Source organism: Micromonospora sp. CPCC 206061 (genome assembly GCF_036906915.1).
GTDB lineage: Bacteria > Actinomycetota > Actinomycetes > Mycobacteriales > Micromonosporaceae > Phytohabitans.
In genome coordinates, this window is record NZ_JBAKHX010000115.1 from 1 (window position 1) to 18,163 (window position 18,163).

Annotated in this window: 18 protein-coding genes; 15 read left to right on the forward strand and 3 right to left on the reverse strand. The window is 71.0% G+C overall.

Going from position 1 to position 18,163, the window contains the following annotated elements:
* Nucleotides 1-94: 94 nt before the first annotated feature.
* Entirely contained in the window at nucleotides 95-829 is a 735-nt protein-coding gene (locus V6V89_RS38145; RefSeq protein ID WP_334624546.1) for an alpha/beta fold hydrolase, read from the reverse strand.
* 57 nt (nucleotides 830-886) lie between these two features.
* On the opposite strand from V6V89_RS38145, the gene V6V89_RS38150 reads away from it, so the two are divergent.
* From V6V89_RS38150 to V6V89_RS38160, 3 genes are read left to right on the forward strand one after another with little or no spacing between them, the layout of a single operon-like run.
* A complete protein-coding gene (locus V6V89_RS38150) occupies nucleotides 887-1,852 on the forward strand; it encodes a helix-turn-helix transcriptional regulator (RefSeq protein WP_334624547.1) in 966 nt (321 codons plus the stop codon).
* A gap of 57 nt (nucleotides 1,853-1,909) precedes the next feature.
* Entirely contained in the window at nucleotides 1,910-2,500 is a 591-nt protein-coding gene (locus V6V89_RS38155; RefSeq protein ID WP_334624548.1) for an RNA polymerase sigma factor, read from the forward strand.
* An 11-nt stretch (nucleotides 2,501-2,511) separates the two neighbouring features.
* Nucleotides 2,512-3,579 carry a CU044_5270 family protein gene (locus V6V89_RS38160; RefSeq protein ID WP_334624549.1) on the forward strand — a complete coding sequence of 356 codons (1,068 nt, stop codon included), beginning with the start codon at nucleotides 2,512-2,514 and terminating at the stop codon, nucleotides 3,577-3,579.
* On the opposite strand, the gene menC is transcribed toward V6V89_RS38160, so the two are convergent.
* A complete protein-coding gene (gene menC, locus V6V89_RS38165) occupies nucleotides 3,548-4,654 on the reverse strand; it encodes an o-succinylbenzoate synthase (RefSeq protein ID WP_334624550.1) in 1,107 nt (368 codons plus the stop codon). The two genes, V6V89_RS38160 and menC, sit on opposite strands and share 32 nt — an antisense overlap.
* Nucleotides 4,655-4,682: 28 nt before the next feature.
* Between menC and aroB the strand changes: the two genes are divergently transcribed.
* The 7 genes from aroB to V6V89_RS38200 all read left to right on the forward strand — a co-directional run bounded on the left by aroB (nucleotide 4,683) and on the right by V6V89_RS38200 (nucleotide 9,609).
* Entirely contained in the window at nucleotides 4,683-5,759 is a 1,077-nt protein-coding gene (aroB, locus tag V6V89_RS38170; RefSeq protein ID WP_334624551.1) for a 3-dehydroquinate synthase, read from the forward strand.
* Nucleotides 5,756-6,193, forward strand: a complete 438-nt coding sequence (aroQ, locus tag V6V89_RS38175; RefSeq protein ID WP_334624552.1) for a type II 3-dehydroquinate dehydratase — start codon at nucleotides 5,756-5,758, stop codon at nucleotides 6,191-6,193. Before aroB ends, aroQ begins: the two co-directional genes overlap by 4 nt.
* Before the next feature lie 142 nt (nucleotides 6,194-6,335).
* Nucleotides 6,336-6,893, forward strand: a complete 558-nt coding sequence (efp, locus tag V6V89_RS38180) for an elongation factor P (RefSeq protein ID WP_334624553.1) — start codon at nucleotides 6,336-6,338, stop codon at nucleotides 6,891-6,893.
* A gap of 16 nt (nucleotides 6,894-6,909) precedes the next feature.
* The gene (nusB, locus tag V6V89_RS38185; RefSeq protein WP_334624563.1) at nucleotides 6,910-7,320 is read left to right on the forward strand and encodes a transcription antitermination factor NusB; all 411 of its coding nucleotides are present in this window, start codon (nucleotides 6,910-6,912) and stop codon (nucleotides 7,318-7,320) included.
* A 552-nt stretch (nucleotides 7,321-7,872) separates the two neighbouring features.
* Nucleotides 7,873-8,451, forward strand: coding sequence for a hypothetical protein (locus V6V89_RS38190; protein WP_334624554.1), 579 nt, complete (start codon nucleotides 7,873-7,875; stop codon nucleotides 8,449-8,451).
* A 22-nt stretch (nucleotides 8,452-8,473) separates the two neighbouring features.
* Complete coding sequence (locus tag V6V89_RS38195; RefSeq protein WP_334624555.1) at nucleotides 8,474-8,794, forward strand: hypothetical protein; 321 nt, start codon at nucleotides 8,474-8,476, stop codon at nucleotides 8,792-8,794.
* 20 nt (nucleotides 8,795-8,814) lie between these two features.
* On the forward strand, nucleotides 8,815-9,609 hold the full coding sequence (locus V6V89_RS38200) for a hypothetical protein (protein WP_334624556.1): 795 nt from the start codon (nucleotides 8,815-8,817) through the stop codon (nucleotides 9,607-9,609).
* 137 nt (nucleotides 9,610-9,746) lie between these two features.
* Here the strand turns inward: V6V89_RS38200 and bldD are convergent, their stop codons facing one another.
* Nucleotides 9,747-10,235, reverse strand: a complete 489-nt coding sequence (bldD, locus tag V6V89_RS38205; RefSeq protein ID WP_265254359.1) for a transcriptional regulator BldD — start codon at nucleotides 10,233-10,235, stop codon at nucleotides 9,747-9,749.
* A 265-nt stretch (nucleotides 10,236-10,500) separates the two neighbouring features.
* Here bldD and pyrR point away from each other — a divergent pair, with 265 nt between their 5' ends.
* From pyrR to carB, 5 genes are all read left to right on the forward strand, one after another.
* Nucleotides 10,501-11,082 carry a bifunctional pyr operon transcriptional regulator/uracil phosphoribosyltransferase PyrR gene (gene pyrR, locus V6V89_RS38210; protein WP_334624557.1) on the forward strand — a complete coding sequence of 194 codons (582 nt, stop codon included), beginning with the start codon at nucleotides 10,501-10,503 and terminating at the stop codon, nucleotides 11,080-11,082.
* A 263-nt stretch (nucleotides 11,083-11,345) separates the two neighbouring features.
* Nucleotides 11,346-12,248 (forward strand): aspartate carbamoyltransferase catalytic subunit, encoded by a 903-nt coding sequence (locus V6V89_RS38215; protein ID WP_334624559.1) that lies wholly within the window; start codon nucleotides 11,346-11,348, stop codon nucleotides 12,246-12,248.
* A complete protein-coding gene (locus tag V6V89_RS38220; RefSeq protein ID WP_334624560.1) occupies nucleotides 12,245-13,507 on the forward strand; it encodes a dihydroorotase in 1,263 nt (420 codons plus the stop codon). Before V6V89_RS38215 ends, V6V89_RS38220 begins: the two co-directional genes overlap by 4 nt.
* Entirely contained in the window at nucleotides 13,504-14,619 is a 1,116-nt protein-coding gene (carA, locus tag V6V89_RS38225) for a glutamine-hydrolyzing carbamoyl-phosphate synthase small subunit (RefSeq protein ID WP_334624561.1), read from the forward strand. The genes V6V89_RS38220 and carA overlap by 4 nt, the downstream gene beginning before the upstream one ends.
* Nucleotides 14,603-17,914, forward strand: a complete 3,312-nt coding sequence (gene carB / locus V6V89_RS38230; RefSeq protein WP_334624562.1) for a carbamoyl-phosphate synthase large subunit — start codon at nucleotides 14,603-14,605, stop codon at nucleotides 17,912-17,914. Before carA ends, carB begins: the two co-directional genes overlap by 17 nt.
* Nucleotides 17,915-18,163 lie beyond the last annotated feature (249 nt).

The window sequence follows — 18,163 nt, forward strand, 5'->3', positions numbered from 1 at the left end:
CGCGCCGCCCGCGCCGCGCCGCCCGCGCCGCGCCGCGCCGCGCGGTGGGCCGCGGCGGCGTTCGGGCGACGCGTCGTCCGTCGTGGGGGCGTGGTTAGGAGGGTGTGGTGGCCAGGTCGTTGAGGGTGGCGGCCAGGGCCGCTGGCTCGCTCAGCATGGGCCAGTGACCGGTGTCGAGGCCGCGTACCTCGCCGTCCTGGAACTCGGCGAAGAACGGGTGACCCTGGGCGATCATCTCGCGCACCTGGTCGATTGGGATCACGCACGCGACCAGCGCATTGCGTACCTTCGCGTGCTGCCTGCGCCGCACCGGTTGCGTCGCGGCGCCCAGCGGGTGCGGGGTGGAACGCGACCGCAGCATCGCGAGTGCCGCCTCGTCGAGGCCGGCGAGGTTGACCGGGTCGGCGGCCGGGTCCCACGGTGGCGGCGGGAGCAGGTGGCTGTCGCCGATCAGTGCGCGCAGTCGTTCCTGCTCAGCCGGCTCGTTGGTGTCAAACTGCGACATACCATCAGGAAGCGGTCCACTGTCCACATAGGTCACTTGGGCGATCCGCTCTGGGATGCGGTCGGCGGCTTGGCTGACCGGCATACCACCACCTGAGTGACCGACCAGTACCACATTGTGCAGGTCGCGCTCCTCGATCAGCCGCACCACGTCGTCGGTGTGGGTATCCAGATCCACTTCCGGCGTGGCGAGGTGCGCGCGCTCGCCAACTCCGGTCAGGGTGAGGGGGTGGACGTCGTGGCCGGCTTCGCGCAATGCCGTCGTCACGTTCTGCCACGCCCACGCCCCGAGCCAGAACCCCGGTACCAGTACGAATGTCGTCATGGGTTCGAGGTTAAGATCAAATCAGGACAGCTTCCGCCCGATTAAGGAGTGTGGCCTGTGTCACATCCTGCGTCACGGGTGCTGGGCATGCTCGAACTCCTGCAGACCCACCACCGGCTCACCGGCGCCGACCTCGGCGCGCGCCTCGGTGTCGACGAGCGCACCGTCCGGCGGTACGCCGGCACGCTGGCCGACCTCGGAATTCCCGTTACCGCGTACCGCGGCCGGTACGGCGGATATCGGCTGGCGCCCGGGTACAAGCTGCCGCCGCTGATGCTCACCGACGAGGAGGCCGTCGCCGTCGTGCTCGGCCTGGTCGCCGCGGAGCACCTTGGCCTCGCCACCGAGGCGCCGGCCACGGGCGTCGCACTTGCCAAGATCCAAAGGGTACTCCCGACGGCGCTCGCCGACCGCCTGACCGCCGTGCAGGACACGCTCGGGTTCACGATGCGGCCGCGCGTCGAAGCGGCCCGGCCAGCCACCGCCACGCTGCTGTCGCTGGGCGCCGCCACCCGCGAACGCCGCCGCGTCACGCTCACGTACCGGTCCTGGCGCGGCGGGGTGTCGCTGCGCGAGCTGGACCCGTACGGCCTGGTCTTCCACGCCGGCCGCTGGTACCTGACCGGGCTCGACCACCGCAGTGACGAGATCCGCACCTTCCGGCTGGACCGCATCGGCGCGATCGACGTCGGCGACGAGACCTTCGAGGTACCGGACGGCTTCGACCCGGTCGGGCACGTGACCCGGTCGCTGGCCGGCGTCCCGTACGCGTGGGACGTCGAGGTGCTGCTGGAGACCGACATGGTGCAGGCGCGCAAGCGGGTGCCGGCGAGCGTGGCCGAGCTGAGCGAGTCGGCCGACGGGGTGCTGATGCGCTGCCGCGCCCAACGCCTCGACGGGATGGCGCAGATGCTGGCCGGACTGGGCTGGCCGTTCACCGTCGTGCGCCCCGACGAGCTGCGCCAGGCGGTCGCCGACTACGCCCAACAACTCACCAAAATGGCCGATCGCAAACCAGCGTGAAGCGGTAGACCGGCATAGGGCATCCCCTAGTGTTCGCACACTCATGGGAGGTACCCGATGAATGGTCCCGCGCCACCGGAGGCCGAAGCCGCCGACGACCTCGCGGTGCTCGCGGCCTCACGCGCCAACCCGGACCGGTTCGTGGCGCTCTTCGACCGCTACTACCCGCAGATCCACCGGTACGCCCGCAGCCGCCTCGGCGCGGAGGTGGCCGACGACGTCGCCTCGGAGACGTTCCTGATCGCGTTCCGCCGGCGGGCCGAGTTCGACCCGGGCGTCGGGGCGGGCCTGGTGCGGTCGTGGCTGTACGGCATCGCCACCAACCTGGTGCACCGCCACCGCCGGACCGAGGAGCGCCGGTACCGGGCCCTCGCCCGCGTACCCGACATGCCCGACGACCCCGGCCACGACGAGCGCGTCGTGGTGCGGCTCAGCGCGGAGCTCATCCGCGGTGAGCTTGCCGCCGCGCTCGCCGCGCTGCCCGCACGGGACCGCGACGTGCTGCTGCTGATGGCCCTCGGCGGGTTGGACCACCACGAGATCGCCGGGACGCTCGACATCCCGTACGGCACTGTCTGCTCCCGCCTCAACCGCGCCCGGCGCAAGCTGCGTGCCGCGCTGGGCGTCGACCCCACCGAAGCTGATTGAGCACAGAGGACATGAATGAGATGGACGACATCAACCTGATCCGGACCGTACTGGTCGAAGAGGTCGACGACGACCACCGGGACGTTGCCCGGGCCAAGCTCCTGGAAGCGGTCGCCATGGATGGCGTACCCGCGAGGCGTCCCCGCAAGAGCACGCTGCGGTGGTCGCTCGTCGGCGCGGGCACCGGGCTCGTCGCGGCGGCAGCCGCGGCCGTTGTCGCGCTCGGCTCCGGGCCGGTGGCTCCGACAGGGCCGCCCTCCGGCCGGCAGGTCGAGGCCGTCGCGCCGGCGAACGCCCAGGAGTTCCTGCTCGCCGCTGCCACCCAGGCGGAGCGCGCCCCCGCCACGAGCGGCAAGTACTGGCACGTCCGCTCCGTGAGGCACTCGGGGCAAGAAACCCTCCCGCCGTTCAGGGCTGGGGAGAAAGAATCCGAACCCGGGATCATGGTGGTCGAGCAGTGGCAGGCCGCCAACGCGCGCCAGCCAAGCTGGTGGGGCGTTGGCGAACTTCGGGACGGGCGTTTCGAGCCGAGGCTGGACAGGGTGAAGCACGTCGGCTACGGCTGGGAGGAGGAGTTCAGCCCGGCGGAGATCCGCAACCTGCCGACCGACCCGGCGGCCCTTCGCGGCGTGCTGGAGGCGAAGAGGAAGAAGAACGCCACCCAACCAGGGCCCACGGGCGATGACTACCTGTTCGCCGCCACCGTCGGGCTGCTGGCCCGCGCGCCGGCCACGCCCGCGCAGACGGCGGCCGCGTACCGGCTGCTGGCCATGCTGCCGAGGGTGGAACTGGCCGGCACAGCCACCGACAGCGAGGGGCGAACCGGGATGCTGGTCCGCCGGCCCGCCCCCGTGCCTACCAGCCCTGCGCCGCCCACCCTTGCGCAGCGCCTAGAAGATGTCGAGCTTATCGTCGACCAGCAGACGTACCAGGTGCTTGCGGTCACCAAGAACCACCGGATGACGGTCGGGGGTAAGCTCGCCCAGACGCTGTGGTCGCAGTCCGTCTACACCCACCGGGAGTGGACCGACCAGGAGCCGACGATGCCTACACCGCCGCCAGGTACTCCGACGAAGTAGTGAACTCCGCGAGGGCGTCCGGCAGCGGGTCCACCCCGATGCCGGCGCCTTCCGGCACGCGCAGGTGCCCATCTTCGAGGACGAACGGTGACGTGACGTCGCGGGCGAAGTACCGGCTCGACGCGGACGTGTCGCCGGGCAGCGTAAAACCGGGCAGCGCGGCCAGGGCCACGTTCGCGGCCCGGCCGATGCCGGTCTCCAGCATCCCGCCGCACCACACCGGTATCCCGTTGGCCCGGCACAGGTCGTGGATGCGCCGCGCCTCCAGGTAGCCGCCCACCCGGCCGGGCTTGATGTTGATGACCCGGGCGGCCCGCAGCGCGATCGCGTCGGCGGCCGCCTCGACCGAGCCGATCGACTCGTCGAGGCACACCGGGGTGCGGATAAGCCGGGCCAGCTCGGCGTGCTGCCGGATGTCGTCTTCGGCGAGCGGCTGCTCGATCAGGAGCAGGTCGAAGTCGTCGAGCCGGGCCAGCGTCGCCGCGTCGGCGAGCGTGTAGGCGGCGTTCGCGTCGACCTGTAGCAGGATGTCGCCGAAACGCTCCCGCACGGCGCGCACCGGCACGACGTCCCAGTCCGGCTCGATCTTCAGCTTGATCCGCAGATACCCCTCGGCCAGGTAGCCGTCGACCGCGTCCAGCAGCTCGGGAATCGAGTCCATGATGCCCACCGACACCCCCGCCGGCACCCGGTCGCGTTCGGCACCCAGGAAGGCGCCGAACGACTCGCCGCGAGCCCTGAGCTGGGCGTCCAGCACCGCCGTCTCCAACGCGGCCTTGGCCATGCGATGCCCGCGCACCGGGGCCAGCCGGGAAGCGACGCGTTCGGCGGTCACGTCGCGTGCGGCCATCAACGTGGGCGCCAGGAACCGCCGGATCACCTCCGCCGCGCCGTCGACGTACTCGGACGAGTACACCGGCTCGGACATCGCGACGCACTCGCCCCAGCCCTCGGCGTCCGGCGTCACCACCCGGACCAGCAGCACGTCCCGCGCGGTCTCCGTGCCGAACGACGTGCGGAACGGCGCGACCAGCGGCATCGCGATGCGCCGCAACTCAACTCCCGTGATGTCCACACCAGCAGTTCTACTAGGCTCAGCTCCGATGGACGACACCACGCGCATACCGGTCGGCGGCGACCGCCCGTACGAGGTCCTGGTCGGCCGCGACCTGCTGGGCGCGCTGCCCGGCCTGGTCGCCGGCGCCGCCCGGGCCGCCGTGCTCTACTCGCCGCCGCTCAAGCCCCACGCAGACGCGGTCGGCGAGACCCTGGCCGCGGCGGGCGTCCGGCCGCTGCTGGTCGACGTGCCCGATGCCGAGGCCGGCAAGAGCATGGACGTCGCCGCGCACTGCTGGGACCAGCTCGGTGCGGCCGGCTTCACGCGTACCGACGTGGTTGTCGGGGTCGGCGGCGGCGCGGTCACCGACCTGGCCGGCTTCGTCGCGGCCTGCTGGCTGCGCGGAGTGCGGTGGGTGCCGGTCTCGACCAGCCTGCTCGGCATGGTCGACGCCGCCGTGGGCGGCAAGACCGGGGTCAACACCGCCGCCGGCAAAAACCTGGTCGGCGCGTTCCATCCACCCGCCGGCGTGCTCTGCGACCTGGCCACGCTCGACAGCCTGCCGCCGACCGACCTGGTCGCGGGGCTGGCCGAGGTGGTCAAGTGCGGGTTCATCGCCGACCCGGCGATCCTCGACCTGGTCGAGCGCGACCCGGCGGCGGCGGCCGACCCCGCGACGCCCGCGCTGCGCGAGCTGGTCGAGCGCGCGATCCGGGTCAAGGCGCAGGTCGTCTCCGCCGACCTGCGAGAGTCCGGGCTGCGGGAGATCCTCAACTACGGGCACACGCTCGCGCACGCGATCGAAAAGGTCGAGGGGTACGCGTGGCGGCACGGCCACGCCGTCTCGGTGGGCCTCGTGTACGCGGCCGCGCTAGGCGCCCTCGCCGGCCGGCTCGACACCGGCACCGCCGCCCGGCACCGCGCCGTGCTGACCGCCCTCGGGCTCCCCACCTCGTACCGTGCGGACGCCTGGCCGGACCTGCTCGCCACGATGCGGGTGGACAAGAAGGCGCGCGGCGCGACGCTGCGCTTCGTCGTGCTCGACGGCCTGGCCGCGCCGTCCATCCTGGACGGTCCGTCGGACGAGCTGTTGCTTTCCGCGTACCAGGAGGTGGCCTCATGAAGGTTTACGTCCTCAATGGACCTAACCTGGGACGGCTTGGCACGCGCCAGGTCGACGTCTACGGCGTGACGTCGTACGCGGATCTGGTCACCATCTGCGAGAGCGCGGGCAAGGAGCTCGGCCTCGACGTCGAGGTGCGCCAGACCGACGCCGAGCACGAGATGCTGGCCTGGCTGCACGCGGCGGCTGACGAGCGGGCACCCGTCGTGCTCAACCCGGGCGCGTGGTCGCACTACTCGTACGCGGTCCGGGACGCGTGCGCCATGCTGCGGGCCCCGCTCGTCGAGGTGCACATCTCCAACATCCACGCGCGCGAGGAGTTCCGGCACCACTCGGTGGTGTCGGCGGTCGCCACCGGCGTGATCGCCGGTCTGGGCGTCGATGGATACCGGCTGGCGCTCGCTCACATCGCGCAACGGCAGGCCCACCAGTAGCCCGAGGCAGACCATCGCGCCGTGCGCCAGGTAGCGCGCGTGACCGGTGGGCGTCCGCCTCCGTCTTCGCACACGCTCGGATGCCAGTAGACTTGCCAGGTCACCCCCACGGACAGATCCCAGACGAAGAACAAGGCAGGCAATGGCCACCACGAACGACCTCAAGAACGGAATGGTCCTCAACCTCGACGGCGAGCTTTGGGCCGTTGTGGAGTTCCAGCACGTCAAGCCGGGCAAGGGCGGGGCGTTCGTGCGCACCACGCTCAAGAACGTGCTGTCGGGCAAGGTGGTCGACAAGACGTTCAACGCGGGCACCAAGGTTGAGACGGCGACCGTCGACAAGCGGACGATGCAGTACCTGTACGCCGACGGCGACGACTACGTGTTCATGGACCTGGAGACCTACGACCAGATCCACGTGTCCGGCGGCACCGTCGGCGAGGCGGCGAACTACCTGCTGCCCGAGGCCGAGGCGATCGTCGCGACCCACGAGAGCGTGCCGTTGTACGTCGAGCTGCCGACCAGCGTGGTGCTCGAGATCACGTACACCGAGCCGGGCCTGCAGGGCGACCGCTCGACCGGCGGCAACAAGCCCGCCACGGTCGAGACCGGTGCGACGGTGCAGGTGCCGCTGTTCATCACCACCGGCGAGAAGATCAAGGTCGACACGCGCGACGGCCGCTACCTCGGCCGTGCCTGAGGCCCCGAAGTCGCAGATGCCCGCCCGCCGCAAGGCGCGTAAGCGGGCACTCGACGTGCTCTTCGAGGCCGACCTGCGCGACATGCCGGTGCCCGATGTGTTGGCGGCATACATCCGGCGGCTGGAGCAGCCCCGCCCCGAGCACCTGGGATACGCGATCGGGCTGATCGAGGGTGTGGCCGCGCACCTCGACCGGATCGACGAGCTGATCGCGAGCTACGCCGAGGGGTGGACGCTCGACCGCATGCCCGTCGTCGACCGCAACCTGGCGCGGATCGCGGTGTACGAGCTGCTGTACGTCGACGAGATCGACGACGCGGTAGCGATCACCGAGGCGGTCGAGCTCGCCCGCCAGATGTCGACGGACGACTCCCCGCGCTTCCTGAACGGCGTCCTGGGCCGCATAGCCGAATACGCCACCCGCTAGCGCACCCGTCCCGCCTTTACCCCCGGCCGGGCCGGCGCTGTCCTCTTCGCTGTCTCCCGCCGATCAAGGGCAAACGCACGTGCGTTTGCCCTTGATCTGTGCCCGGGCCAGTCGACCCACACCGTGCCACGCTGCCGGTGCTTCTGGTGGGTCGCTTGATCGAAGTCCCGAAAGCTACCCGACACGCCGTCGGGCTGGCGTGTCACGGGACTTCGATCGAGGATGCGGCTGCCCCAGCCCCGCGGACGCCTTGATCGGGGCGGGCGAGCTGGTCGGGTCAGCACCGCGGGGCGGGCGGTCCTGCCGCGATGTCTGGTTTGTGTGGTGTTGCGCGAGGTCGCATGGTGCCGGAGCGCGTCGATCAAGGAGAAGGCCGTCGATCGAGGGCGAATGCACGTGGATTCGCGATCGAACGGCGTGCGTTTGCCCTAGATCGGCGAAGGGGGCGGCGTGGCGTGCGGTCGGCGTGGCGGAAGGGGTGCGCGGCGGGGTTGGCGCGACATGCCGGCAACCGCTTGAGGGGCGGCGAGCGGATGGCTAGCGTCTGCCGCCGTGACGCTCCTCGATGACCTGAAGCTGCTGCGTGCGGACGCCTTGGCGTTGGCGCGGCGGGTGGCCGCGGTCCGCGCCGGTGGGCGAGGCGTGGACCCCTCCGGTGCGGTAGAGGTCATGCTCGGCCCCGATGGCTGGCCGGACGGCGTGCGTTTGCGGCCGGAGTGGCGCGGTGCGGTCGGGCCTGGCGGGCTGGCGGGCGCGGTGCGAGAGGCGTGGTCCGCGGCGGCACTCGATCGGCTCGGTGCTTGGGCCGCCGCCGCGACGGACCCCGATGGGGCGGCCTGCACACAGGCCGAAGACGGTGCGCCGAGAGGGCAAGCGGCCCACGAGGGCGTGGATGGGCCATCACCGCTGCCGGCCGCGCTGGTGGGGCAGGCCGCTGGGCGGGATCCGGGAGGTCGGGTGACTGTCGAGGTCAGCGGCGGTGAGCTGGTCGCGCTGTGTGTCGACGAGGGTTGGGCGCGGCTCGCCGACGATAGGGAGATCGGCGCTGTGGTGCGTGCCGCGCTGGCGGAGGCGTTCAGCGAAGCCAGCGGCGCTGTCGATGGGAGTGCCGCCCGCGGCGGCACCTTATAGGACTGTGGTCTGGAGGCGAGGTATGGCGCCGGGTGGTGATGTCGTCGCGGTGGCCGTCGAGGCGTTGCGGCGCGATGTGCGGGAGTGGTGCCGGTGGGCGGATGGGCTCGACGCGGCCGCGCGGGTCGCGGACGATCTCGACCTCACGGCCAACGAGATGTGCGGGTTGAGTGAGCTTGCCGGGCTGCCGGAGCTGTACGGGGCGGTGCAGCGGCGGGCAGTCGAGTTGGCGGCGACGGGGGCGCGGGAGTTCGTCGCGGTTGCCGGCGCGTTGACCAGTGCGGCGGACGGGTACGAGGCGGACGAGCGTGCGGCCGTGCACCGGCTACTCGGGGTGTGGTGAGGATGACTGCGCTAGCTGGCATGACCGTGCCGATTGTGGTGGTCGAGTTCGACGGGCTGATGGAACGCGTGCGCGGGCTCGTCGGTGAGGTGCGGGAAGCGGCGACGACGGTGGTCGACCGGGTGCTGTCGGTGGCGCGCCTGCTGCCTCTGCCGATGGGAGCGCGGCTCGTCCGGTTGGCCGAGAGCCTCGACGAGCTGGTGCTGCGACTCGTGAGGTTGATCGAGAGGCTGAGTGAGCCGGTCGGACGGCCGGGGCGGCTGTGGGAGGCCGGGCGGCGATGGGTGGCGGAGTTCGGCGCTCCGTTGAGCCGGCAGGTCAGCGAGATCCATCCGGACCATCTGGCGGCCGGGTACGAGTGGGACGGGCGGGCCGCGGAGGCGTACGAGGCGGCTGCCGATCGGCAGCGCGCGGCGCTCGCGGCGTTGCAGGGGATGGGCGGCGAGCTCGATCTGGCGTTGGGGCGGCTCGCGATCGCCATCTGCGGGATGTGGGCGGCGATCGCGGCGATGCTCGCCTCGGCGGTGGTGCAGCTCGCGGCCGCGGCGCTGGCCGCCGGCACGGGTGCGGGTGCGCCGGCCGCGATCGTGCTGGCCGTGACCAGCGTCGCGACGGTGTGCGGAGGGGTGGCGGGCGGGGCCGGCACGTTGTCGGCGGTGATCGAGTGGGTCACCGACAGCGTGTCCGCGCTGCATCAGCGGTTGGTCGACGGAGAGGCGTTTCCAGGTGGCGGATGGCCGGGGCCGAGTGCCGAGCGGTTTCGGGACGGCAGCATGTCCGACGGCACTCCGTCAGGGTGGCGGCTTGCGGATTAGCGGGGGCATCCGGGCGGGTCGCCACGCAGTAGCCGGCGCGACAGTAGCTCACGCATGAGGGTACGGGCGGAACTGGGCGGAGGGATCAAATGATCGAGGCGCCCCCAAGGGGGCGCCTCGATCGGGAAGTTCGGTGGTCAGGAGGCGAAGAAGGCGCGCGGGTCGGCGACCAGGACACCAGCCTCGGTGAGACGCTCGATCAAGCCGGAAGGCGAGATGTCGTACACGATGGCGAGCGCCCGAAGGTCGTCCGCGCGGATCGACAGGACCCGGCCGTTGTAGTCGCCGCGCTGCTGCTGGATAGCGCGTGCGTAGCGGGCGACGTAGGCGAGTTCCTCGGAGGCCTCGTCGTACAGCCGCTCCAGGTCCAGAACGATCTTGTTGGTGGGTTCGTGCCGGACGCCGCTGCCGTCGGGCAGCAGTTCGGCGACGGGTACCCGGTAGAAGTCCGCCAGCTCGGCGAGGCGAGACACGGTGACCGCACGGTCGCCGCGCTCATACGAGCCGACGACGACGGCCTTCCAGCGCCCGTTCGACTTCTCCTCCACCCCCTGCAGGGAGAGCCCCTGCTGCTGGCGGATGGAGCGCAGGCGGGCGCCCAACGACTTGGCGTACTCAGAGGGCATACGGACACTCCCAGTGCTCTTGCCCGGGGTTCTCCCCAGCGATCGCTACGGAGCGTGACGGTACGCAGGTTGCGACACGCGGTCAAGTAGTAGTTACCCCCGAGTCGACACCAACGCACGGAAATGTCCGATTTTTCCTCGCACCCAGTTACTGATCGGTCGGTCAGGATGGCAGCAGGAGGCGACCGAGGGCTCGCTGGTAACGTAGCGTCAGCCAGACACCCTTTAAGTCCCGTCCCGTGAGGCGGGGAAGGAGTGAGCGCCTGTGGCGTTGCCAGAGGCTGCCTCCGCGCAGCCATCACAAGCAGCACAGCCAAAGACGATCCTGACCAGCACCGATCTGCACCGCGTGGTCGACCGGATCGCCCACCAGATTCTCGAAAAGACCCAGGGCGCGGCAGACACCGCCCTGATGGGCATCCCGACCCGCGGCGGGCCGCTCGCCCGCCGTCTCGCCGACCGCATCCGCACTTTCGAGGGCGTCGATGTGCCGGTCGGAGTGTTGGACATCACGCTCTACCGAGACGACCTGCGTCGCCAGGCGACCCGCGCGATCGGCCCCACCGAGGTGCCGCCGGGTGGCATCGACGGCCGGCGGGTGATCCTGGTCGACGACGTGCTCTTCTCCGGCCGCACCGTGCGGGCCGCCCTCGACGCGCTCAGCGACATTGGTCGCCCCCGCTGCGTCCAGCTCGCGGTGCTGGTCGACCGCGGGCACCGCGAGCTGCCGATCCGCGCCGACTACGTCGGCAAGAACATCCCCACAGCGCTCACCGAGAGCGTGCGCGTCGCCCTCGTGGAGATCGACGGCGTCGACGAGGTCAAGCTCTACGGGGGTACACAGTGAGCGCGAGGAGTGAGCTTCGACGGCCCGCAGCCGTCGATGGGCGCCTGCCTGCGAGCCCCGCAGTCGCGAACGAAAGGCGGGCTCTGTGAGCGCGAGGAGTGAGCTTCGACGGCCCGCAGCCGTCGATGGGCGCCTGCCTGCGAGCCCCGCAGTCGCGAACGAAAGGCGGGCTCTGTGAGCGCGAGGAGTGAGCTTCGACGGCCCGCAGCCGTCGATGGGCGCCTGCCTGCGAGCCCCGCAGTCGCGAACGAAAGGCGGGCTCTGTGAAGCACCTCTTGTCTGCCTCGGATCTCGACGCGGCCACCGCCACCCTGGTCCTGGACACCGCGGCCGAGATGGCCGGCATCGCCGGCCGCGAGGTCAAGAAGCTGCCCACGCTGCGCGGGCGCACGGTGGTGAACCTCTTCTACGAAGACTCCACCCGCACCCGGATCTCGTTCGAGGCGGCCGCCAAGCGGCTCTCCGCGGATGTGATCAACTTCTCGGCCAAGGGCTCCAGCGTCTCGAAGGGCGAGAGCCTCAAGGACACCGCGCTCACCCTCCAGGCGATGGGCGCCGACGCGGTCGTGATCCGGCACTCCGCGTCGGGCGCGCCGCACCGGCTGGCCACCTGGGTCGAGGGCTCGGTCGTGAACGCCGGCGACGGCACCCACGAGCACCCGACGCAGGCGCTGCTCGACGCGTACACGATGCGCTCCCGACTTGGCCGGCTGGCCGGCCTCAAGGTCGCGGTCGTCGGCGACGTGCTGCACAGCCGCGTGGCCCGCTCCAACGTCGCGCTGCTCGCCACGCTCGGCGCGAAGGTCACGCTGGTCGGCCCGCCCACGCTGATCCCGGTCGACCTGCGGTCCGAGGTCTCGTACGACCTGGACGCGGTGCTGCCCGACGCTGACGTCGTGATGATGCTGCGGGTGCAGCGCGAGCGCATGAACGACTCGTACTTCCCGTCGGAACGCGAGTACGCGCGGCGGTATGGGATGGACGGTGCGCGGATGCGCAAGCTGCCCGAGCACGCGATCGTGATGCACCCCGGCCCGATGAACCGGGGGATGGAGATCGCCCCGGAGGTCGCCGACTCGCCCCGCTCCACCATCGTCGAACAGGTCGCCAACGGTGTCTCCGTGCGGATGGCCGTCCTCTATCTGCTGCTCGGAGGCAAGTCGTGAAGTACCTGCTCAAGGGTGTCTCGGTCCTCGGCCGGCCCAAGACCGACCTGCTGATCCGCGACGGTGTCATTCAAGAAGGCGCCCCGGGCGCCGCTGAGGTCATCGACGCGGACGGCCTGGTCGCCCTGCCCGGCCTGGTCGACCTGCACACGCACCTTCGGGAACCGGGCCGCGAAGACGCCGAGACCGTCGAGTCCGGCTCGCGGGCGGCGGCGCTGGGCGGATACACCGCCGTGTGCGCGATGGCGAACACGTCGCCGGTCGCCGACACGGCCGGCGTGGTCGAGCAGGTGTACCGGCTGGGCCGCGAGGCCGGGCTGGTCGACGTACAGCCGATCGGGGCGGTCACGGTCGGGCTGGCCGGCGAGCGCCTCGCGGAGCTGGGCGCGATGGCCACCTCCGCCGCCGCGGTGCGGATCTTCTCCGACGACGGGCACTGCGTATCCGACCCGAAGCTGATGCGGCGGGCGCTGGAGTACGTGAAGGCGTTCGACGGCGTCATCGCGCAGCACGCCGAGGAGCCCCGGCTGACCGAGGGCGCCCAGATGCACGAGGGCGAGGTCGCCACCCGGCTTGGCCTGACCGGCTGGCCGGCGGTGGCCGAGGAGGCCATCATCGCCCGCGACGTGCTGCTGGCCGAGCATGTCGGCAGCCGGCTGCACGTGTGCCACGTGTCGACGGCCGGCAGTGTCGAGGTGCTGCGGCACGCGAAGGAGCGTGGTGTGAAGGTGACCGCCGAGGTGACCCCCCATCACCTGCTGCTCACCGACGAGCGAGCCACCAGCTACGACCCGGTCTTCAAGGTGAACCCGCCGCTGCGCACCGCCGCCGACGTCGAGGCGCTGCGGCAGGCCCTGAAGGACGGCGTCATCGACATCGTCGCCACCGACCACGCCCCGCACGCCGTGGAAGACAAGGAGTGCGAGTGGGCGTACGCCCGGCCGGGCATGCTCGGCCTGGAGACCGCGCTGTCGATCGCGCTGAGCGTGCTCGGCGAAGACTGGGACCTCATCGCCGAGCGGATGTCTCGCGCCCCGGCGCGGATCGCGGGCCTCTCAGGGCACGGCCACGACCTGGTGCCGGGCGCGCCGGCGAACCTCACGCTGGTCGACCCGGCCGCCCGCCGGGTCGTCGACCCGGCGGAGTCGGCGTCCCGCAGCCGCAACACGCCCTACGCGGGCATGACACTGCCCGGCAGGGTCGTCGCGACATTCCTGCGCGGTACGCCCACGGTCCTGGATGGAAAGGCCGTCAAATGAGAAAACCAGCGATCCTCGTACTCGAAGACGGGCGCACCTTCCACGGCGAGGCGTACGGCGCGATCGGGGAGACGTTCGGTGAGGCGGTCTTCACCACCGGCATGACCGGATACCAGGAGACGCTGACCGACCCGTCGTACCACCGCCAGGTCGTCGTGCAGACCGCCCCGCACATCGGCAACACCGGCGTCAACGACGAAGACGACGAGTCCAGCCGGATCTGGGTCGCCGGTTACGTGGTGCGCGACCCGGCCCGCATCGGCTCGAACTGGCGCGCCACCGGTGGGCTGGAGGAGCGGCTGGCCGCCGAGGGTGTCGTGGGCATTAGCGGCGTCGACACCCGGGCGCTGACCCGGCACCTGCGCGAGCGCGGCGCGATGCGGGTCGGTGTGTCCAGTGTGGATACCGACCCGGTGGCCCTGTGCGAGCGGGTGCTGGCCTCACCCGAGATGGTGGGCGCCGACCTGTCGGCCGAGGTGACCACGGCGTCTGCGTATGTCGTCGAGGCCGACGGCGAGCACCGGTACACGGTGGCCGCGCTGGACCTGGGCATCAAGCGCAACGTGCCGCGGCGCCTGGCGGCCCGGGGCGTCACGACCCACGTCATGCCGGCCACGTCCACGGTGGAGGATCTGCTCGGCGTCGGCGCCGACGCGGTGTTCTTCTCGCCGGGGCCGGGCGACCCGGCGACGGCCGACCACCCGGTGGCGGTGGCGCGTGAGGTGATGCGCCGGGGGGTGCCGCTGTTCGGCATCTGCTTCGGCAGCCAGATTCTGGGGCGGGCGCTGGGGTTCGGCACCTACAAGCTCCGGTACGGGCACCGCGGCATCAACCAGCCGGTGATCGACAGGACGACCGGCAAGGTCGAGGTGACCTCGCACAACCACGGCTTCGCCGTCGATGCCCCTCACGAGGGTGTGGTCGACACCGACTTCGGTCGGGTGGAGGTCTCCCACGTCTGCCTGAACGACAACGTGGTCGAAGGGCTGCGGGCGCTGGACGCGCCCGCGTTCACCGTGCAGTACCACCCCGAGGCGGCGGCCGGTACGCACGACGCTGACTACTTGTTCGACAGGTTCGTGGAGTTGGTGGATCGTGCCGAAGCGAAGTGACATCAAGCACGTCATGGTGATCGGCTCAGGGCCGATCGTGATCGGCCAGGCGTGCGAGTTCGACTACTCCGGCACTCAGGCGTGCCGGGTGCTGCGCGCCGAGGGCCTGCGAGTGTCGCTGGTCAACTCGAACCCGGCGACCATCATGACCGACCCCGAGTTCGCCGACGCCACGTACGTCGAGCCGATCACGCCGGAGTTCGTCGAGCTGGTCATCGCGAAGGAGCGGCCGGACGCGCTGCTGCCGACGCTGGGTGGCCAGACCGCGCTCAACACGGCCGTGGCGCTGTACGAGTCGGGGGTGCTCGACAAGTACGGCGTCGAGCTGATCGGCGCGAACATCGACGCGATCCGGCGCGGCGAGGATCGCCAGCTGTTCAAAGAGATCGTGGCCCAGGCTGGCGGTGAGGTTCCTAGGAGCCGGGTGTGCCACTCGCTCGACGAGGTGCGCGAGACGGCCGCCGAGCTGGGCTTGCCCGTCGTGATCCGGCCGTCGTTCACCATGGGCGGCCTCGGCTCGGGCATGGCGCACACCGACGAAGACCTGGAGCGGATCGCCGGCGCCGGGCTCGCCGCGTCGCCCGTGCACGAGGTGCTCATCGAGGAGAGCGTGCTCGGCTGGAAGGAGTACGAGCTGGAGTTGATGCGCGACCGCAAGGACAACGTGGTCGTCATCTGCTCCATCGAGAATGTCGACCCGATGGGTGTGCACACCGGTGACAGCGTGACGGTGGCGCCCGCGATGACGCTGACCGACCGCGAGTACCAGCGGATGCGCGACCTGGGCATCGCGGTGCTGCGGCAGGTCGGCGTCGACACCGGCGGCTGCAACATCCAGTTCGCGATCGACCCTGAGACGGGCCGCATCGTCGTCATCGAGATGAACCCGCGGGTGTCGCGGTCGTCCGCGCTCGCCTCGAAGGCCACCGGCTTTCCGATCGCCAAGATCGCCGCGAAGCTGGCCATCGGGTACACGTTGGACGAGATTCCCAACGACATCACTGCCGAGACGCCCGCGGCCTTCGAGCCCACACTCGACTACGTGGTGGTGAAGATCCCGCGGTTCGCGTTCGAGAAGTTCCCCGGCGCCGACCCGGAGCTGACCACCACGATGAAGTCGGTTGGCGAGGCGATGGCGCTGGGCCGCAACTTCACCGAGGCGCTCAACAAGGCGATGCGTTCGATGGAGACCAAGGCGGCCGGGTTCTGGACCGTGCCCGACCCCGACGTGTCCCTTGAGGAGACGCTCGCCGCGCTGCGCGTGCCGCACGACGGCCGGCTCTACACGGTCGAGCGGGCGCTGCGGCTGGGCGCGACGGTGGAGCAGGTCGCCGAGGCCACGGGCGGGATGGACCCGTGGTTCCTGGACCAGATCGTGTCCCTCGTGGAGCTTCGTGCCGAGATCGAGGCTGCGCCGGTACTCGATGAGCCGTTGCTGCGGCGGGCCAAGCGTGCCGGTCTGTCCGACCGGCAGGTCGCGGCGTTGCGGCCCGAACTGGCCGGCGAAGTGGGCCTCCGGACCCTGCGCCACCGGCTCGGCCTACGCCCGGTCTACAAGACCGTCGACACGTGCGCGGCCGAGTTCGAGGCGAAGACGCCTTACCACTACTCGTCCTACGACTCCGAGACTGAGGTCGCCCCCTCGCACAGGCCGAAGGTGCTGATCCTCGGCTCAGGACCGAACCGGATCGGGCAGGGCATCGAGTTCGACTACTCGTGCGTGCACGCCGTGCAGGCGCTGCGCGGCGAGTACGAGACCGTGATGGTCAACTGCAACCCCGAGACCGTCTCCACCGACTATGACACCGCCGACCGGCTGTACTTCGAGCCGCTCACCTTCGAGGACGTGCTGGAGGTGTGGCACGCCGAGCACTCCTCCGGCGTCGCTGGCGGCGGCCCGGGCGTGGTCGGCGTGATCGTCCAGCTCGGCGGGCAGACCCCGCTGGGCCTGGCGCAGCGGCTCAAGAACGCCGGCATACCGATCGTCGGCACCAGCCCCGAGTCGATCCACCTGGCCGAGCACCGCGGCGCGTTCGGCGCCGTCCTGGCCAAGGCCGGTCTCCGGGCGCCCGCGCACGGCACGGCCACGTCGTTCGACGAGGCGCGCGCGATCGCCAACGAGATCGGGTACCCGGTGCTTGTCCGGCCGTCCTACGTGCTCGGCGGGCGGGGCATGGAGATCGTGTACGACGAGCCGACGCTGCGCGACTACATCGGGCGGGCCACCGACATCTCGCCGGACCACCCGGTGCTGGTCGACCGGTTCCTCGACGACGCGATCGAGATCGACGTCGACGCGCTGTGCGACGCCGAGGGTGAGGTGTACATCGGCGGGGTCATGGAGCACATCGAGGAGGCCGGCATCCACTCCGGTGACTCGTCGTGCGTGCTGCCGCCGATCACGCTCGCCGGGTCACACCTGGCGCAGGTGCGCAGGTACACCGAGGCAATCGCTCGGGGCGTCGGGGTGCGCGGGCTGCTGAATGTTCAGTACGCGCTCAAGGACGACGTCCTGTACGTGCTCGAAGCGAACCCGCGCGCCTCGCGGACCGTGCCGTTCGTGTCCAAGGCGACGGCGGTGCAGCTGGCCAAGGCCGCGAGCAAGATCATGCTCGGCGCGTCGATCGCCTCGCTGCGCGCGTCCGGCCTGCTCCTCGCCGAAGGGGACGGTGCTGCCCCGCCCGACGGGGCACCCATCGCGGTCAAGGAGGCGGTGCTGCCGTTCAAGCGGTTCCGCACTCCGGCCGGCAAGGGCGTCGACAACCTGCTCGGCCCGGAGATGAAGTCGACCGGCGAGGTGATGGGCATCGACACCGGCTTCGGGCAGGCGTTCGCCAAGTCACAGGCCGGGGCGTACGGGTCGCTGCCCACCGCCGGCACGATCCTGGTGACGGTGGCCAACAGGGACAAGCGCGCCATGGTGTTTCCGGTCAAGCGCCTGGCCGACCTCGGATTCGAGATCGTGGCGACCGCCGGCACGGGTGAGGTGCTGCGCCGGTACGGGATCGCCTGCCGGATCGTGCCCAAGCACTACGAGGCCGCCGGCACCGACGCGGTGTCGCTGATCGCGGCGGGTGAGATGGCGCTGGTCATCAACACCCCGCAGGGTTCGGGTGCGAGCGCGCGCTCCGACGGGTACGAGATCCGTAGCGCCGCGGTGACCGCCGACATCCCGTGCATCACGACCGTGCCGGGCGTGACGGCGGCGGTGATGGGAATCGAGGCCCTGATCCGCGGCGACATGGCGGTGCGCCCGCTGCAAGACCTCCACGCAGCGCTGCGGCCCGCACGATGACGCCGCCCGCGATGACGCCGCCCGCGATGACGCCGCCCGCGATGACGCCGCCCGCCGCGGCCGTCGGCGCCCGCCCCCTCCCGCCGATCAAGGGCAAACGCACGTGGTTTGATCTCTCTTCCGCGTGCATTCGCCCTAGATCGACGAGAAGACCCTTGATCGACGCGCGTCGGCGCGGCGGCGCCGGCCGCGCCGGTAGCGCCCGCGTGCGTGGCGGCCTGGCGGGTGCCGGGCGGGCTGCGTGCGGCG

Excerpts from the sequence above, each read along its gene's own strand:
- V6V89_RS38200 (WP_334624556.1), top strand. The coding sequence starts at position 8,815 with ATGACCGTGCCGATTGTGGTGGTCGAGTTCGACGGGCTGATGGAACGC.
- carA (WP_334624561.1), top strand. The coding sequence starts at position 13,504 with ATGAGAAAACCAGCGATCCTCGTACTCGAAGACGGGCGCACCTTCCAC.
- aroQ (WP_334624552.1), top strand. The coding sequence starts at position 5,756 with ATGAAGGTTTACGTCCTCAATGGACCTAACCTGGGACGGCTTGGCACG.
- bldD (WP_265254359.1), bottom strand. The coding sequence starts at position 10,235 with ATGCCCTCTGAGTACGCCAAGTCGTTGGGCGCCCGCCTGCGCTCCATC.
- nusB (WP_334624563.1), top strand. The coding sequence starts at position 6,910 with ATGCCCGCCCGCCGCAAGGCGCGTAAGCGGGCACTCGACGTGCTCTTC.
- V6V89_RS38155 (WP_334624548.1), top strand. The coding sequence starts at position 1,910 with ATGAATGGTCCCGCGCCACCGGAGGCCGAAGCCGCCGACGACCTCGCG.
- aroB (WP_334624551.1), top strand. The coding sequence starts at position 4,683 with ATGGACGACACCACGCGCATACCGGTCGGCGGCGACCGCCCGTACGAG.
- V6V89_RS38160 (WP_334624549.1), top strand. The coding sequence starts at position 2,512 with ATGAATGAGATGGACGACATCAACCTGATCCGGACCGTACTGGTCGAA.
- V6V89_RS38195 (WP_334624555.1), top strand. The coding sequence starts at position 8,474 with ATGGCGCCGGGTGGTGATGTCGTCGCGGTGGCCGTCGAGGCGTTGCGG.
- V6V89_RS38145 (WP_334624546.1), bottom strand. The coding sequence starts at position 829 with ATGACGACATTCGTACTGGTACCGGGGTTCTGGCTCGGGGCGTGGGCG.
- efp (WP_334624553.1), top strand. The coding sequence starts at position 6,336 with ATGGCCACCACGAACGACCTCAAGAACGGAATGGTCCTCAACCTCGAC.